The organism is Streptomyces sp. NPDC001851 (genome assembly GCF_040297165.1).
In the GTDB taxonomy this organism is placed as follows: domain Bacteria; phylum Actinomycetota; class Actinomycetes; order Streptomycetales; family Streptomycetaceae; genus Streptomyces.
The window spans coordinates 292,063-308,085 of record NZ_JBEOYR010000001.1 but is presented as its reverse complement, the minus strand read 5'-3'; the positions used below and the strand labels follow the sequence as shown (position 1 = coordinate 308,085).

14 protein-coding genes are annotated in these 16,023 nt (G+C 73.8%); 13 read left to right on the top strand and 1 reads right to left on the bottom strand.

Annotated features, from left to right (window positions below):
• Positions 1-228 precede the first annotated feature (228 nt).
• From ABT171_RS01425 to ABT171_RS01370, 12 genes are all read left to right on the top strand, one after another.
• The gene (locus tag ABT171_RS01425; protein ID WP_351238510.1) at positions 229-474 is read left to right on the top strand and encodes a hypothetical protein; all 246 of its coding nucleotides are present in this window, start codon (positions 229-231) and stop codon (positions 472-474) included.
• Positions 474-2,741: a heavy metal translocating P-type ATPase gene (locus ABT171_RS01420; RefSeq protein WP_351238508.1), complete on the top strand. Its 2,268-nt coding sequence runs from the start codon at positions 474-476 to the stop codon at positions 2,739-2,741. The genes ABT171_RS01425 and ABT171_RS01420 overlap by 1 nt, the downstream gene beginning before the upstream one ends.
• A complete protein-coding gene (locus ABT171_RS01415) occupies positions 2,738-3,259 on the top strand; it encodes a copper chaperone PCu(A)C (protein WP_351238506.1) in 522 nt (173 codons plus the stop codon). The genes ABT171_RS01420 and ABT171_RS01415 overlap by 4 nt, the downstream gene beginning before the upstream one ends.
• Positions 3,260-3,429: 170 nt before the next feature.
• Positions 3,430-4,107 carry a hypothetical protein gene (locus tag ABT171_RS01410; RefSeq protein ID WP_351238504.1) on the top strand — a complete coding sequence of 226 codons (678 nt, stop codon included), beginning with the start codon at positions 3,430-3,432 and terminating at the stop codon, positions 4,105-4,107.
• 180 nt (positions 4,108-4,287) lie between these two features.
• Entirely contained in the window at positions 4,288-4,941 is a 654-nt protein-coding gene (locus ABT171_RS01405) for a sigma-70 family RNA polymerase sigma factor (RefSeq protein ID WP_503072615.1), read from the top strand.
• A 184-nt stretch (positions 4,942-5,125) separates the two neighbouring features.
• On the top strand, positions 5,126-6,205 hold the full coding sequence (locus tag ABT171_RS01400) for an ABC transporter substrate-binding protein (RefSeq protein ID WP_351238502.1): 1,080 nt from the start codon (positions 5,126-5,128) through the stop codon (positions 6,203-6,205).
• Positions 6,206-6,207: 2 nt separating this feature from the next.
• Positions 6,208-7,281 (top strand): FecCD family ABC transporter permease, encoded by a 1,074-nt coding sequence (locus ABT171_RS01395; RefSeq protein WP_351238500.1) that lies wholly within the window; start codon positions 6,208-6,210, stop codon positions 7,279-7,281.
• Positions 7,278-8,105: an ABC transporter ATP-binding protein gene (locus ABT171_RS01390; protein WP_351238498.1), complete on the top strand. Its 828-nt coding sequence runs from the start codon at positions 7,278-7,280 to the stop codon at positions 8,103-8,105. Before ABT171_RS01395 ends, ABT171_RS01390 begins: the two co-directional genes overlap by 4 nt.
• Before the next feature lie 98 nt (positions 8,106-8,203).
• On the top strand, positions 8,204-9,619 hold the full coding sequence (locus ABT171_RS01385) for an MFS transporter (protein WP_351238496.1): 1,416 nt from the start codon (positions 8,204-8,206) through the stop codon (positions 9,617-9,619).
• 16 nt (positions 9,620-9,635) lie between these two features.
• A complete protein-coding gene (gene asnB / locus ABT171_RS01380; protein ID WP_351238494.1) occupies positions 9,636-11,462 on the top strand; it encodes an asparagine synthase (glutamine-hydrolyzing) in 1,827 nt (608 codons plus the stop codon).
• An 11-nt stretch (positions 11,463-11,473) separates the two neighbouring features.
• Entirely contained in the window at positions 11,474-12,736 is a 1,263-nt protein-coding gene (locus tag ABT171_RS01375) for a cytochrome P450 family protein (protein WP_351238492.1), read from the top strand.
• A 150-nt stretch (positions 12,737-12,886) separates the two neighbouring features.
• Positions 12,887-13,849 (top strand): L-tyrosine/L-tryptophan isonitrile synthase family protein, encoded by a 963-nt coding sequence (locus ABT171_RS01370; protein ID WP_351238490.1) that lies wholly within the window; start codon positions 12,887-12,889, stop codon positions 13,847-13,849.
• 104 nt (positions 13,850-13,953) lie between these two features.
• On the opposite strand, the gene ABT171_RS01365 is transcribed toward ABT171_RS01370, so the two are convergent.
• Positions 13,954-15,075 (bottom strand): cobalt-precorrin-5B (C(1))-methyltransferase, encoded by a 1,122-nt coding sequence (locus ABT171_RS01365; protein WP_351238488.1) that lies wholly within the window; start codon positions 15,073-15,075, stop codon positions 13,954-13,956.
• 83 nt (positions 15,076-15,158) lie between these two features.
• Between ABT171_RS01365 and ABT171_RS01360 the strand changes: the two genes are divergently transcribed.
• On the top strand, positions 15,159-15,926 hold the full coding sequence (locus ABT171_RS01360) for a cobalt-precorrin-6A reductase (RefSeq protein ID WP_351238486.1): 768 nt from the start codon (positions 15,159-15,161) through the stop codon (positions 15,924-15,926).
• The last annotated feature ends 97 nt before the right edge of the window (positions 15,927-16,023 follow it).

Genomic DNA, 16,023 nt, shown 5'->3' with positions numbered 1-16,023 from the left:
GCGGTGGCGGGCCTCGCCGTCGTGCGGGGCCGGTCCGCCGGGTCCCGGGTGGAGTAGCGCACCTGCCCTGCCGGCGGTGGCCGTCGCCGCAGTCCCTGGGCACAGCTGTCCCTCAGGTGACGCGGACCACAAGGCCGCTCCGGAACTCGCCCCCCGGCGGCCCCGACTCCTGAGGCAGTACGGCGCGATCCGAGTGTCGCCGTACGACGTGATCTGGAGACGCGGTTGATGGACGAGTCCCGGCAAACCTCCTCCGGCGCGGGCGCGGTGCTGCGGAAGCCGGTGCCTCCGCCCGCCCTGTGCGGATTCCTTCTCCTGCTGGCGCTGGTGTTCGCGGTGTCGTACGCCGTCGGTGCCTCCGCCGGGCCCGTCGCGCCCGGCATGCACGGCACCGGCCAGAGCCGGGGCGACGGCGGTCCCGGCGGGGGCGGCGGCGCGGACGACATGGGGGGCATGCACGGGGGTGGCCACTGATGGGCGGGGAAGCGGTGGCCGTGGACCTGGTGACGACCGACCTGACCGTCGGCGGCATGACGTGCGCGGCCTGTGTGCGGCGCGTCGAGAAGAAGCTCGGCAAGCTGGACGGGGTCACGGCGACCGTCAATCTGGCCACCGGGCGGGCGCGTGTGAGCCACCCGCCGCGGATCGGGCCCGGGGAACTCGTCGCCGCCGTCGAGAGGGCCGGCTACACGGCTGCCCTGCCCGAACCGCCCAGGCAGCCCGAACCGCCCCAGCGGACGGGCGAGTCCGAAGGCGCTCGCCAGGAGCGGGACCGGCTGCTGATCACCGCGCTGCTCGCGCTGCCCGTGCTCGTGCTGTCGATGGTGCCCGCGCTGCAGTTCCGCAACTGGCAGTGGCTGTGCTTCGCGCTGGCCGCGCCGGTCGCGGTGTGGGGCGCGTCGCCCTTCCATGTGCGTGCGGCGCGCGGGCTCCGGCATGCGGCGGCGACCATGGACACGCTGGTGTCGCTGGGTGTGGTGGCGTCCTTCTCCTGGTCCGCGTACGCGCTCTTCCTCGGCGGCGCCGGGGCGCCCGGCATGCGGATGCCGTTCACTCTGGTGCCCTCGGCATCGGACGGCGCCGCGCACCTCTATCTCGAAGCGGCCGTCGGCGTACCGCTGTTCGTGCTGGCGGGGCGGTTCCTGGAGGCGCGGGCCCGGCGCGGGACCGGGGCGGCGCTCGGATCGCTGGCCCAACTCGCCGCCAAGGAGGTGGCGATACGGGAAGGCGACGGCGAACGGCTCGTTCCCATCGAATGGTTGAGGCCGGGGCAGGTCTTCGTCGTGCGGCCGGGGGAGCGGGTGGCCACCGACGGGCGGGTGGTGGAGGGCAGTTCGGCCGTCGACCTGTCCCTGGTCACCGGGGAGAGCGAGCCCGTCGAGGTCGGGCCGGGGTCGGCGGTGGTCGGCGGCGCCGTCAACGCCGGCGGGCTGCTGCTGGTGAAGGCCACGGCCGTCGGTGCCGACACCCGGCTCGCCCGGATCACCCGGCTGGTGACCGAGGCGCAGGCCGGCAAGGCGCGGGCGCAGCGGCTGGCCGACACGGTGGCCGGAGTGTTCGTCCCCGTCGTGCTGACGCTGGCCGTCACCTGTCTCGGCTTCTGGCTCGGCGCCGGGGCCGACCCGCAGGCCGCCGTCACCGCGTGCGTGGCCGTGCTCGTCGTGGCCTGCCCGTGCGCGCTCGGCCTGGCCACGCCGACCGCGCTGATGGCCGCGACCGGCCGCGGTGCCCAACTGGGCGTCCTGGTCGGCGGACCGCAGGCGCTGGAGGGGCTCCAGCACATCGACACGGTCGTCCTGGACAAGACCGGCACCCTCACCTCCGGCCACATGACCGTCGCCCGCGTCACGGTCATACCGGGCGGGCTCGGCAGGGAGGCGCTGCTGCGACTGGCCGGGGCCGTCGAGCACGGCTCGGAGCATCCCCTGGGCCGGGCGATCGCCGCGTACGCCCGGCGGGAGCTCCCCGGGGGACCGCTGCCGGACGTGCGTGAGTTCGCCGCTGTGCCGGGGCGGGGCGTGCGCGGCCTGGTCGAGGGCCGGCTGGTGGAAGTCCTCTCTGCGGACGGCGAGTTGCCCCATGCCCTGGCGGACGCGCTGCCGGTGGCCGAGGCCGCCGCCCACACGCCCGTCCTGGTCCGGGTGGACGGTGTGGCCGAGGCCCTGATCGAGGTCGGGGACGTCGTACGGCCCGGCGCCTACCGGGCCGTGGACCGGCTGCGGCGCCTCGGCGTGCGGCCGGTGCTCGCCACCGGTGACCGCGACGCGCCCGCGCAGGCCGTGGCCGCCGCCCTCGGCATCGACGAGGTGCACGCCCGCTGCACCCCCGAGGCCAAGGCCGCCCTGGTACGGGACCTGCAGGAGCAGGGCCGCCGCGTCGCGGTCATCGGCGACGGGGTGAACGACGCCGCAGCCCTGGCCGGAGCCGACCTGGGCATCGCCATGGGCAGCGGCGCGGACGTGGCCATCGGGGCCGCCGACGTGACGCTGGTACGCGGGGACATCGAGGCGTTGGCGGACGCGGTCCGGCTCGCCCGGCGCACGCTGGGCACGATCCGGGCCAACCTCGTCTGGGCCTTCGGCTACAACGCCGTGACCGTGCCGCTGGCCATGGTCGGCCTGCTCAACCCGATGCTCGCCGCGGCGGCGATGTCGGTGAGTTCGCTGCTGGTCGTGGGCAACAGCCTGCGGCTGCGCGCCTGGCAGCCCGCACCCGCTCCCGCCCGGAGGCGTACCCGATGACCGAGCAGCATCCCTGGCGGCCCACTCGCCGCCGGCTGACCGACACCCTGCTGGCCGCGCTCGCCCCCGTGGCCGCGTGCAGCCTCGCCCTGGGCGGGCTGACGACCTGGGCCGGGGCCGGGAAGGCGGGCAGCCCGGCCCGGATCACCGTCTCGAACGCGCGGGTCCTGCTGCCGTACGGGGACAGCACGGACACCGCGGCACTCTTCGACATCGCCAACGCCGGTGGCGCGGACGACCGGCTGGTGAGCGTGACGTCCACCGCCGCACACGGCCGGATCGCCCTCAGCGGGCACCGCATGCTGGGCGGCCGGGCCGCGTACAAGGCGGACGTGACCTCGGCCGGCGTCCCCGCGGGCGGCGTGCTGTCCCTGTCGCCCCGCGGTGTGGACGTGACGCTGCGGGCCGGGGCGGGCTGGCGGGCGGGCGACCTCGTGCCGTTCACGCTGCACTTCGAGCGCAGCGCGCCGGTCGAGACGCTCGCGGTGGTGGTCCGCCCGAGCGACAGCGGTCCGTGACCGGCTGCGCCGAGGGCGGAGAAGTCCTCTCCTAGACGTCGGGGCGGAGTGCCGTCGAGTTCCAGCCGGTTGTCGTGGGCTGGATCACATCCTGCGGATTGAGTACGGTCCCCCGTGGATGTCCGTACCCACGCATGACGACCGAAGCCCGGATGCGAGGATGAGGCGCCATGACAGCAGGGTGGTGTGCTCGCGCGATACGGGCCGCGGTGTTCGCGGCCATGTGCGTGCTGCTCGCTGCCCTGGGCCACGTCCTGATGTCCGGCACCGACGTGCCCGCGTGGGCGCTGGCCGCCGGCGGGGCCGCGACCGGTGCCGTGGGCTGGTGTCTGGCGGGGCGTGAGCGCGGGCTGCCGCTGATCGTGACGGTCGTGGTCGCCGCCCAGACGGTGCTGCACGAGGCGTTCTCCTACGCCCAGTCGGCGTCCGGCACGTCCGGCACGTCCGGCGGCCCCGCCGCCATGGGCATGAGCGGCATGGACGCCATGCACAGCTCCATGGACATGGGCGCCATGCATACGGGCCACACGGGCATGAGCCCCATGGACCACATGGGGCACTCCATGGACGGCGGTACGTCGTCGTTCGGCATGCTCGCCGCCCACCTGCTCGCCGCGGTGCTGTGCGGCCTGTGGCTGGCGTACGGCGAGAAGGCCGCCTTCCGGATCCTGCGGGCGACGGCCGGATGGCTGGCGGCGCCGCTGCGGCTGCTGCTCGCCCTGCCCGGTACCCCCGACCGCCCGCGCGTCCACCCGCGGCGCCGCCGCTCGGACCGGGCGCCGCGTCTCCTCCTGCTCGTCCACGCCATCACTTCTCGGGGTCCGCCGGTGGGAACGGCTGTCGTCTGAAAGACAGCTGGTTTCCCGAGGCCGCCCGGCTGCCCGTGTGCGCCTCGGGCCACGGCCGTACGACCGCACCGGCGCCGTAGCGCCACAGTGACGCCGTAGGGCCGGCTCTCCCTCTTTCACCGGACCGCGCGCTGTGGCGCGCCCTGGTCCGGATCACGGTTGACCCGAGAAGGACACCAGGTGATTACCTCTGCCCTGCCCACCTCCGCCCTGCCCACCTCGCGCGCCAGAAGCGACCAGAGCGACGAATCGATCACCGCGTGGGCGCTGGCCGCCCGAGGCGGTGACGCGGACGCGGTCGAGCAGTTCGTGGGCGCCCTGCACCGCGACGTCCAGCGCTACGTCGCCCATCTGTGCGGCGATCCCCAGGCTGTGGACGATCTGGCACAGGACACGTTCCTGCGCGCGCTCGGCAGCCTGCACCGCTTCGAAGGGCGTTCCTCGGCCCGTGCCTGGCTGCTGTCCATCGCCCGCCGAGCGGTGATCGACAGCTACCGGCACGCCGCCGCCCGCCCCCGGCTGTCGCACGTACCGGACTGGCAGCTGGCCGCCGAACTGGCCCAGCCCCGCGACCTGCCCGGCTTCGACGACGGCATCGCCCTGCTCGATCTGCTGGCCTCGCTGCCCGACGACCGCCGGGAGGCGTTCACCCTCACGCAGCTGCTCGGCCTGCCCTATGCGGAGGCCGCCGCGGTGAGCGACTGCCCGATCGGCACGGTCCGCTCCCGCGTGGCCCGGGCCCGCGCGACGTTGATGGACCTGCTGGACGATGGGGGCACCTCCCACGCCGTCAAGGCAGTGGGGGAGGACCAGCCCGCCGCGCTGGCGGCCTGACAAGCCGGCAGGGTGCCGGTGCCGGCTGGAAGAACGGCACCGGCACCCTCGCCGCCGGAGTACCGGGAGCGGCTCGTCCGAGCCCGATCGCCAACCGGCCGGGAACTCGGGGCGCCTTCGCCCCGACTACTGGAGCGGGTGGCGAAGGCTCGCCCGTGTACCGAGTGGATCCGGGAGTTGTTCGATGCGTTCTCGTGTGTGGGGCGGTACCGCGGCCGCCGTGCTCGGCGGCCTGCTGCTGGCGGGCTGCGGTGGCGGGGGGAAGGACACGGCGGACGGGCATGCGGGGCAGGCCGGGAAGGCGGCATCCGGCGGCTACCCGGTGTCCGTCACCGACTGCACGGGCGCCAGGACCACCTTCTCCAGCGCCCCGAAGCGAATCGTCACCAGCAACGCCTCCAGCCTGGAGCTGCTGCTCCGCCTCGGCGCCGGCGACCGGGTGATCGGCACCGGCTTCCCGCCCGGCAAGGGCACGCTGCCCGGCACGCTCGACGCCCAGGCGCGGAAGGTCAAGGTGCTCGGCCGGACCGTGATCCCCAAGGAGAAGCTGCTCGGCTCCGGCGCCGACCTGTACATCGACACCTTCGCCTCCATGGGCGGCATGGGCGGCGGTGGGATGGGGGACGCGCCGACGGCGGAGGAGTTCAAGGCGGCCGGGATCCAGCACATCTACCTGAAGTCCACCGCCTGCGCCGCCCAGAGCAGGACCCCGGTGACCGACCTGTCCGCCGTCGAGGCCGACATCACCTCCCTCGGCGCGGTCACGGGCACGAGCGCTCAGGCGCAGAAACTCGTCGCCGGGATGAAGGCGAAGGTGGCCGCCGTCCAGAAGGCGGTCGGCGGTACGGCGCAGGGCAACCGGCCGACGTACTTCTTCTTCGACTACGACGCCGGTACGAAACAGCCCTCCGTCCTCTGCAACCGCCAGATCGGCAACGCCGTGATCACCCTGGCCGGAGCCCGCAACGTCTTCGCCGACTGCGACGGCGACTACCAGCAGGTCGGCTGGGAGGACGTCATCGCGAAGAACCCCGACTGGATCCAGCTCGGCGTCCGCGACCGCGGTAGCGAGGCGGCGAACAAGAAGGCGTTCGACGAGGCCGGGCAGTGGCTGAAGTCGAACCCCGCCACCAAGGGGCTGAAGGCGGTCAAGGAGGGCCACTTCCTGCGCATCGGCTCCGAGCGGACCACCATCGCAGGCGTCGAGAACGCCGACACGGTCGAGGCCATCGCCAAGACCCTCTACCCGGGCAAGGTCGCCTGACCGTGGCCTTCACACTGGTGCGCCGGAAGGCCGCGGCCGGGGAGGAGCGCGGCAGCCTGCCGGCCGGTCCACTGGCGGCGGTTCTGGCCGTGGCACTGCTGGCCGCGCTGACGGCGGCCGTGGCCTGGGGCTCGACGTCGATCCCGCCCGGGGAGGTGTGGGGTGTGGTGTGGCGGCGGCTGTCCGGCGAGGCACCGCGCCCCGGAACGGACGACCTCATCGTCTGTCAACTCCGAGTCCCGCGGGCCCTGCTCGCCGCCCTCGTCGGCGCGGGACTCGGTGTCGTCGGTACGGCCGTCCAGGCGCTGGTGCGCAACCCGCTCGCCGACCCCTACCTGCTGGGCATCTCCAACGGCGCCTCCCTCGGCGCGGTCGCCGCGATCGTCCTCGGCCTCGGCGCGGGCGGTGCTCTGGGCCTGGGCCTGTCCGGGGCGGCCTTCGCCGGCGCGCTGGCGACGTTCGCGCTGGTGTGGGCGGTGGCCCGGCGCGGGGGCGGGTTCGCGCCGCTGCGGCTGGTGCTGGCCGGGGTCGCGATCGGCCAGTTCCTCTCCGGGTTCACCAGCTACCTGGTGTTGCGGGCCGGGGACGAGCAGCAGACCCACAGCGTCCTGTTCTGGCTCATGGGCAGCCTCAGCGGCGCGACCTGGGAACTGCTCGCGGTACCCGCCGTCGCCGTACCCGCCGCCCTGCTGTGGCTCCAGGCCCGCGCCCGGGGCCTGAACGCGCTGCTGATGGGCGACGAGACGGCCGCCGGACTCGGCGTCGACGTCACCCGGCTGCGCCGCGAGCTGTTCACCGTCACCAGCGTGCTGACCGGTGTCCTGGTGGCGGTCTCCGGCGCGATCGCGTTCGTCGCGCTGATGGTGCCGCATGTCTGCCGCCTGGTCGTGGGAGGTGACCACCGGCGCCTCCTGCCGCTCTCCGCGTTGTTCGGCGCTCTGCTGCTGGTGGTGGTCGACATCGTGTGCCGTACGGCGATGGACACGCAGGAGCTGCCGGTCGGCGTGGTCACCTCGCTGCTCGGGGCTCCGGCCCTGCTGTATCTGCTGGACCGGCGCCTGGGGAGCGGCAGTTGAGGATCGACATCGAGGACCTGCACGTCGCCTACGCCGGCCGTACGGTGGTCGCGGGCGCCCGTCTCGTCGCCGCCGAGGGCGAGATCACCGGCCTGGTCGGCCCGAACGGCAGCGGCAAGTCCACGCTCCTGCGCACCGTGTACCGGCACCTGAAGCCCACCGCCGGGCGGGTCCTGCTCGCCGGCACCGACCTGCGGGAGATGACCCCCCTTCAGTCGGCGCGGCACGTGGCCGCCCTGCCGCAGGAGCGCGGGAGCGACTTCGAGCTGACCGTGCGCGAGGTCGTCGCGATGGGCCGTACGCCCTACAAGCGGGCCTTCGCCGGGGAGGACGCCGCCGACCGGGACATCGTCGTACAGGCGCTCACCGACGTCGGCATGGCGGAGGCGGCCGGACGCCGCTTCACGGCCCTGTCCGGCGGCGAGCGTCAGCGCGTGCTGCTGGCAAGGGCCTTCGCCCAGAACCCGGACGTCCTGGTGCTGGACGAACCGACCAACCACCTCGACATCCGCCACCAGGTCGACCTGCTCGCCCTCCTGCGTGCCCAGCGCCGTACGACGCTGGTGTCGCTGCACGACCTGAATGCCGCGGCCTCCGTCTGCGACCGTCTCCACGTCCTGCACGACGGAGCGGTCGTCGCCTCCGGCCCGCCGCGGCACGTCCTCACGCCCGCGCTGTTGGCGGAGGTGTTCGGGGTGCGCGCGGCGGTCGTCGACCATCCCCTGACCGGTGACCCGCTCATCGCCTTCGACCACCGGACGCCGGCGGACGAGGCACCGACGGCCGTGCCGCTGGAGACGCCGGTTTCAGCCCGCCCGTCATGATTTTCGGACGTGTCCGGGAACTCGTGTGCGATCCCTCCCGACTTGTGGGACGAGGCTGCCGTCCGGCAGCCCGTCCACGACCGTGAGGGGCGGCAACGGTGACAGGCCACAGTCCCGGTTCTCAACAGCCCGGCCACATACCCGGCGGCGGCGAGGACCGCTGGCTGCTCGTCGCGGTGGCCGGTCTGCTGTCGTTCGTGGCGATGCTGGACATGAACATCGTCAACGTGGCCCTGGCGGACATCGCCGACGGTCTGCACGTCTCCGCCGCGACCGCCCAGTGGGCGGTCCTGGGATATCAACTCCCGGTGGCCGCCCTGCTGCTGCCCGTCGGCCGGTGGCTGGACGGGGTCGGGACGCGCTCCGCCCTGCTGGCCGCGACCGCGGGCTTCGGTCTGTGCAGCGCGCTGGCGGCCGCCGCCCCCTGGGCGTCCTGGCTGATCGCCGCCCGCCTCGCGCAGGGCGCGCTCGGGGCCGTGCTCTTCGTTCTGATGCCGGTTCTCGCCCTGCGCTCGGTACGGCCGGAACTGCGCGGGCGGGCCATGAGCGTGCCCGCGACGCTGGGGCCGCTGGGCGCGGTCACCGGTCCGGCGGTGGGCGGACTGCTGCTGGACCACCTGGGCTGGCGTGCCGTGTTCCTGGTCAAGATCCCGTTCTGCCTGCTGGCCCTGGTCGTGGCGTGGCGGGCGCTGCCGGGGGACGGCGGCCTGCGGCTGCCCGACCGGCGGTCGGCGGCGGATGCGCTGCTGGTGGGTGCCGGGGTGGCCGCCCTGCTGCTGGCCCTGACCCTGGCGCCGGGAAGCCCGGTGTGGCTGGTGCTCGCGCTCGCCGCCGTACCGCCGTTGTGGTGGTGGCTGCGGGGACCGGGCGGCCGCCCGGTGCTCGGCGTACTGCGGGCGACCGGGCTGGTCCGGGCCCATACGGCGGTGCTGGCGCTGGCGGCCGGTTTCGCCGCCATGCACTACGTCGTCGCCCTGCACCTCCAGCGCGACGACGGCGTCAGCGCCACCACGACCGGGCTGACCGTGCTCGCCTTCCCGCTCGGCATGGGGCTGGCCGGGCCGGCCGGTGGCCGCCTCGCCGACCGGTGGGGGGCCCGTCCGGTGGCGGTCGCCGGGGCCGCCCTCACCGCCGCCGGTCTGGTCCTCCTCGTTCCGCTGGGGGATGGCTGGCCGCCGGTGGACGTGGCCTGGCGGCTGGCGCTGGCGGGCCTCGGCATGGGTCTGAACGGCGGCCCCACCCAGGCCCTCGTCATGGGTGCCGCCCCACCGGACCGCACGGCGACCGTGGGCTCGTCCGTACAGCTGGCCCGCAGCCTCGGCTTCACCCTCGGCCCCGCCCTGGCCACCGCCGCCTGGGGCCTGGCCGGAGGCGATGACGGCGTGACGGCCGGGCTGGTCCTGGCGGCGGGCGCCGCCTGCATCGCCGTACCCCTGCTCGCGCTGCGAGGGCGCGGGCCGGCGCTCGTGCGCGAGACGTCCACCGACGCGGCTCCCGCCGCCCACCACCCCTGACCGAGGAGTCGTCCCCATGTGCGGAATCACCGGCTGGGTGTCCTTCCACAGCGACGCCCGTACCCAGGCCCCGGTCATCGAGGCCATGACCGCCGCCCTCACCCCGCGCGGCCCCGACGCCGGAGGCGTCCGGCTCGGCGAGCGGGCCGCGATCGGCCACCGGCGCCTGGCCGTCATCGACCTCGAAGGCGGCGTACAGCCGATGACCGACCGGCCCGGCGAGCCGGCCATCGTGCTCAGCTACAGCGGCGAGGTCTACAACCACCACGAACTGCGCGCCGAACTGCGCGGCCGGGGCCATGTGTTCCGCACGCGCAGTGACACCGAGGTGGTGCTGCGGGCCTACGCGGAGTGGGGTGAGGACGTCGCCGACCACCTGGAGGGCATGTTCGCGTTCGCGGTCTGGGACGAGCGCGCCCAGCGGCTGGTGCTGGTCCGCGACCGGCTCGGGGTGAAGCCCCTGTTCTGGGCCGCTGTCGACGGCGGCCTCGCCTTCGCCTCCGAGCCCAAGGCCCTGTTCGCCCACCCGGAGATACGGCCCCGGGTCGACGCGGACGGCCTGCGGGAGGCGTACAGCCTGCTGTTCAACACCGGCCCGACCGTGTGGTGCGGAGTCAGGGAGGTCGAGCCGGGCGGCGTGCTCGTCCTGGACCGGGGCGGCATCCGCGAACGCCGCTACTGGCAGCTGGCGGCCACCGGCCACACCGACGACCGGGACGCGGCCGTCGAGCGGATCCGCGCCCTGGTCGGTGGCGCGGCGCGCCGTCAGCTCGAAGCGGACGTCCCGCTGTGCAGCCTGCTCTCCGGCGGTATCGACTCCACCGTCCTGACCGCCCTGCTGGCCGACGAACTCCGCCTGCGCGAGGGCCCGGACGCCCGCATCCGCTCCTACGCCGTCGACTACAGCGACCAGGCGGAACAGTTCACCGGCGACGTCCTGCGCACCGGCCACGACACGCCCTACGCCACCGAGGCCGGCGCCTTCATCGGCACCGACCACAGCACCGTCGTCCTCGACCCGCACGCCCTGCTCGACCCCGAGCACCGCAAGGCCGTCGTCGTGGCCCGCGACTCACCCATCGGTGTCGGCGACATGGACACCTCGCTGTACCTGCTGTTCGGCGAGATCCGCAAGCACTCCACCGTCGCCCTCTCCGGTGAGGCGGCCGACGAGGTCTTCGGCGGATACCCCTGGTTCCACAACCCGAAGGCGCTCGCCGCGGAGACCTTCCCGTGGCTGCTGGTGACGGGCGACGAGGCCGCCATGCCCCTGAACCCCGAACTCGGCCTGCGGATCGCCGAGTTCCGCGACGACACCTACCGCAGCGCCCTGGCCGCCGTACCGCACACGGACGGCGAGAGCCCCGCCGAACACCGCCAGCGGGAGATGCAGCACCTGTCCCTGACCCGCTGGCTGCGCCAGCTCCTGCACCGCAAGGACCGCCTCAGCATGGCCCAGGGGCTGGAGGTCCGCGTCCCGTACTGCGACCACCGGCTCGTCGAGTACGCCTTCGCCACCCCCTGGGCGCTGAAGAGCTTCGACGGACGGGAGAAGAGCCTGCTGCGCGCGATGGGCGCCGGCCTCGCCCCGGACTCGGTGCTGCACCGCCCCAAGAACCACTACCCGGCCACCCACCACCCCGACTACAACCGCGGCCTGCAGAACATGGCCCGCGACGCGCTCGCCACCGAACAGGTCCGCGCCCTGGCCGACGAGACCCGCGTCAAGCCCTGCCTCGACACCCCGCCCGACCGACTGGAGTGGGGACAGCGCCTGCGCCTCGAACGCGTCGTCGACCTCTCCCTCTGGCTGGACCACTACCGGCCCGAACTCGCCCTCTGAGGAGCCTCCCCATGACCCTCCAGGAACAGCAGCCAGTCACCGGTCCGGACACCTCGTCCGACCCGGTGCCGCTGATGGGCTGCCCGTACAAGAGCAACCCCTACCCCCTGTACGAGCAGATGCGCGAGGCCGGCCCCGTCCACCGGGTCCTCTTCCCCAGCGGCGTCCAGGCCTGGCTCGTCACCGGCTACGACGCCGCCCACGCCGCGCTGAACGACGACCGCCTCGGCAAGAACCACGACCGCGGCAACGACCGCTGGCGCGCCCGCGCCTCGATCATGCCCGAGCCGCAGCACTCCCAGCTCCAGGTGCACCTCCTCCACCAGGACCCGCCCCAGCACACCCGGATGCGCCGCTTCGTGACGGACGCCTTCGCCCCGCGCCGCATGGACCGGCTCCGCCCGCGCTTCCGGGAACTGGCCGACACCCTCGTCGACGCCCTGCCGGAGCACGGCCCCGCGGACCTCGTCACGGGCTTCGCCGCCCACTTCCCCTTCCAGGTCCTCGCCGAGGTCATCGGCCTCCCGCGGGAACTCGCGGCCCGCTTCGACCGCGACTGGGGCAAGGTCGTCCAGCCCGTCGGACCCACCGACCCCGGACGCCCCCTCTACGAGGCCCGCCTGCACGGCCTGCAGAGCTACATCGCCGACGTCGTGGACCACAAGCGTGAACACTGGGACGACGACCTGCTCAGCCGCCTCGTCGTGGCCCGCGACCGCCGCGAACTGTCCCAGGAGGAACTGGACTCGATGATCTTCCAGCTCCTCGTCGCGGGCCAGGAGCCGGTCACCAACCAGATCACCACCGCCCTGATCGCCCTGTTCCGCAACCCGGACCAGCTCACCCGCCTGCGCGACAACCCGGACCTGCTGCCCCGCGCCGTCGAGGAACTCCTCCGCTACGACAGCGCCTTCGAGCTCACCACCTGGCGCTTCTTCGACAAGGACAGCGACCTGCACGGCACGCGCGTGCCCGGCGGGGACTCGGTGATCGTCTCCCTGTGCGCGGCCAACCGCGACCCGCGCCGCTTCCCCGCCCCGGACACCCTGGACTTCGACCGCTCGCCCAACCCGCACCTCGCCTTCGGCCACGGCATCCACTTCTGCCCCGGCGCCGCCCTGGCCCGCGCCGAACTCCAGATCGCCCTCGGCACCCTGCTCGCCCGCCTGCCCGGCCTCCGTCTGGCCGTCGGAGACGAGGACATCGAGTGGATCCCGGCCGTCCTCGGCCGCGGCACCAACCACCTCCCCGTCGGCTACGACCGCCGCCTCTGACACCCGGGTACCGCTGACCGGGTCAGGCCGCATCAGCCGACCCGGCCCCGGCTGACCCACGCCCACCGACCCCAGGCGCCTGGCTTCCCCGCCCGCCACGGCGCCATGTCGACGTGCCCGCGCACACCCGCGTACCCCAGGAGGAACGACATGCCACTGACGACCGCACGGGACACCCTCACCACCCGTACCGGCAGCCGGATCCTGAACCTGCTCCTGCCCCACCACCGCACGACCGACCGCGTCCCCGCTCCCGCGGAAGCGTTCCCGCATCAGCTGGGCCGCATCTCCGCCTTCGTACGCGACGGCTCGCCCGTGCTCTTCACCCTGCCCGGCTTCCCCTGCAAGTCACCCAACCCCGCCAAGGTCCTCGGCCACCTCCCCGACCAGGGCGAACGCCTCTCCCTGACCTTCCTGAACACCCTGTGCACCGACATCGAGCGGATCTACCCGCCAGGTGCCCACGTGATCATCTGCTCCGACGGCCACGTCTTCGGCGACCTCATCGGTGTCCCCGACGACCACATCGACGCCTACGCCGACGACCTACGCGTGCAGATAGGTCGGATGGGCCTGCACAGACTGTCCGTCTTCGACCTGCGCGACGTCCTCGGCGATCTCCCGCACGACACCAAACGCACCCGCATACACGAGCGCTACGCCCCCACACTGGCGGCCCTCCGCGCCGAGACCCGCGTCGACGACCAGTCCCTCGCCCTCTACCGGGGCATCACCCGGTTCCTCGTCGAGGACACCGCCGACTGGACCGGCACCCGCTCCGCCCTCCAGCGGTCGTGCCGGCAACGCGCCTACGGCGTCATACAACGCAGCCGCGCCTGGGGCACCCTGATCGCCGAACACCACCCCCGCGCCGTACGCCTCTCCATCCACCCCCAGCCCATCGGCGCCCCGAAGTTCGGCATCCGCCTCCTCGACGCCCCGGACGCGTGGACCACGCCCTGGCACTCCGCCGCCCTGCACCGCTCCGACGGCACCTGGACCCTCATGCCCCGGGCCAGGGCGGCCCGGCTGGGCCGCGTGGTCCAGCAGGGCGGCAGGCCCAGCCACTTCGCCCAAACCGACCAGAGCTCGTCCTGGTCGGTCCCCGGGTAGGGGCCTGCGCCGGCGCGCGCACCCGGCGACTCGGGGCGAAAAGGGGGCCCCAAACCGCCGCAAGTGACCCGGGAGCGGCCCGAGCTGCGGTTCGCCCTCGGCGGCTAGCGGACCGTGCTGCGTCCCACGATCGTGCCCGCCCGGTCGATGCAGATCACGTCGACCGCGACGGGCGCGCCCCGCAGCACGGCCAGTGCCTCGTCGCGGGCGGCCACCGCGACCAGGTCACCCAGCGGGACTCCGGCCGCCGTGCACAGCCGGAGGGCGGCCAGACCGGTGTTGGCGTTCGCGACCTCATCGGCCACTGCCTCGTCCGCGCCGCCCCGCCGGGCCAACTCGGCGAGGAAGCCGTTGTCGACCTGGGAGCGGGCGGAGTGCAGGTCCAGGTGGCCGGCCGCCAGTTTCGACAGCTTGGCGAAGCCGCCGCAGAGGGTGAGGCGGTCGACGGGGTGCCGGCGTATGTACTTCAGGACCGCGCCGGCGAAATCGCCCATGTCGAGCAGGGCGTCCTCCGGCAGCCTGTGCACGGCGGTCACGGTCTTCTCCGAGGTGGAGCCCGTGCAGCCCGCCACGTGGGTGCGTCCGGCCGCCCGGGCCACGTCGACCCCGCGGCGGATGGAGTCGATCCACGCCGAGCAGGAGTACGGCACCACGATCCCGGTCGTGCCCAGGATGGACAGACCGCCGAGGATGCCGAGGCGCGGGTTCCAGGTGGAGCGGGCGATCTCCTCGCCGTTGTCGACGGAGACCGTGATCTCCACGTCGCCCCCGTCGCCGTGGTGCCGGGCCACCGCCGCGATGTGGTCCCGCATCATCTGCCGGGGCACGGGGTTGACGGCCGGTTCACCGACCGGCAGCGGCAGTCCGGGGCGGGTGACGGTACCGACCCCTGGCCCCGCCCTGAAGACGACGCCCGAACCGGCCGGGAGCCGTCGCACAGTGGCGCGCACCACCGCGCCGTGCGTGACGTCCGGGTCGTCGCCCGCGTCCTTCACGATGCCCGCCATGGCGTAGGAGCCGGTCAGCTCCTCCGCGGCGAGCGCGAACGCCGGTGTCTGGCCCCTGGGCAGGGTGATCGTCACCGGGTCGGGGAAGTCGCCGGTCAGCAGCGCGGTGTACGCGGCGGTGGCCGCGCCGGTCGCGCAGGCGCCGGTGGTCCAGCCGGGGCGCAGGCCGGTGTGCTTCAGTTGGGCGCTGCGGCCGCCCTTCGCCTCGCTGCTGCTCATGCCTCACTGCTCGAAATCACTGCTGGATCACTGCTCGAATTCACTGCTGGAAACGGAACCTGGATGGACGGGACGGAGTCGTCGTGCACGTGCTGATCCTCGGCGGGACGACCGAGGCCCGCCGCCTCGCCGAGACCCTGGCCGCCGATGCCCCGGACGTGAAGGTCACGTCGTCCCTGGCCGGGCGGGTGGCCGCCCCCCGGCTGCCGCCGGGCGAGGTGCGCGTCGGCGGCTTCGGCGGCGCCGAGGGCCTGGCGGAGTGGCTGGTCGCGCACGACGTGGACGCGCTCATCGACGCCACCCACCCCTTCGCCGGAACGATCAGCCTCAACGCGGCCGCGGCCGCCGCCACCGCCCATGTTCCCCTGCTCGCCCTGCGCCGGCCCGGCTGGGTCCCCGGCGAGGGAGACGTCTGGCACGAGGCCGGCTCGCTGGAGGAGGCCGCGGACCTGCTGCCCGCGCTGGGGCGGCGCGTGTTCCTGACCACCGGGCGCATGGGCTTGGCCGCCTTCGCGCACCTGGACGACCTGTGGTTCCTCGTACGCTCCGTGGACGCGCCCGAGCCACCGCACCCGCTCCACACGGAGGTGCTGATCGACCGGGGCCCCTTCACCCTCGACGGGGAGCGCGGGGTGTTGCGCCGCCACCGCGTCGACGTGGTCGTGACGAAGGACAGCGGGGGAGCCGCCACCGCTCCGAAGCTCACGGCGGCCAGGGAGGCCGGGCTGCCCGTGGTCGTCGTCCGCCGGCCCCCGGTGCCCGAAGGGGTGTGCGTGGTGGACGATCCCGGGCAGGCGGTCCAGTGGCTCGGCGAGCGCCTTGACCTGGATGGTTTCCGAGTCGATGACTGAATCCTGGCCGGGGCTTTGCTGCGGCAGGGTTGTTGTTGCAACCTGTTGGCAGAAACCTGGAAGGCGCGTCTGAAAACAGCCGTTCGCCACACAGTAA

What these genes read in the sequence shown, in the direction of transcription:
- ABT171_RS01425 (WP_351238510.1), top strand. Translation starts at nt 229, where the DNA reads ATGGACGAGTCCCGGCAAACCTCCTCCGGCGCGGGCGCGGTGCTGCGG.
- ABT171_RS01420 (WP_351238508.1), top strand. Translation starts at nt 474, where the DNA reads ATGGGCGGGGAAGCGGTGGCCGTGGACCTGGTGACGACCGACCTGACC.
- ABT171_RS01415 (WP_351238506.1), top strand. Translation starts at nt 2,738, where the DNA reads ATGACCGAGCAGCATCCCTGGCGGCCCACTCGCCGCCGGCTGACCGAC.
- ABT171_RS01410 (WP_351238504.1), top strand. Translation starts at nt 3,430, where the DNA reads ATGACAGCAGGGTGGTGTGCTCGCGCGATACGGGCCGCGGTGTTCGCG.
- ABT171_RS01400 (WP_351238502.1), top strand. Translation starts at nt 5,126, where the DNA reads ATGCGTTCTCGTGTGTGGGGCGGTACCGCGGCCGCCGTGCTCGGCGGC.
- asnB (WP_351238494.1), top strand. Translation starts at nt 9,636, where the DNA reads ATGTGCGGAATCACCGGCTGGGTGTCCTTCCACAGCGACGCCCGTACC.
- ABT171_RS01375 (WP_351238492.1), top strand. Translation starts at nt 11,474, where the DNA reads ATGACCCTCCAGGAACAGCAGCCAGTCACCGGTCCGGACACCTCGTCC.
- ABT171_RS01370 (WP_351238490.1), top strand. Translation starts at nt 12,887, where the DNA reads ATGCCACTGACGACCGCACGGGACACCCTCACCACCCGTACCGGCAGC.
- ABT171_RS01365 (WP_351238488.1), bottom strand. Translation starts at nt 15,075, where the DNA reads ATGAGCAGCAGCGAGGCGAAGGGCGGCCGCAGCGCCCAACTGAAGCAC.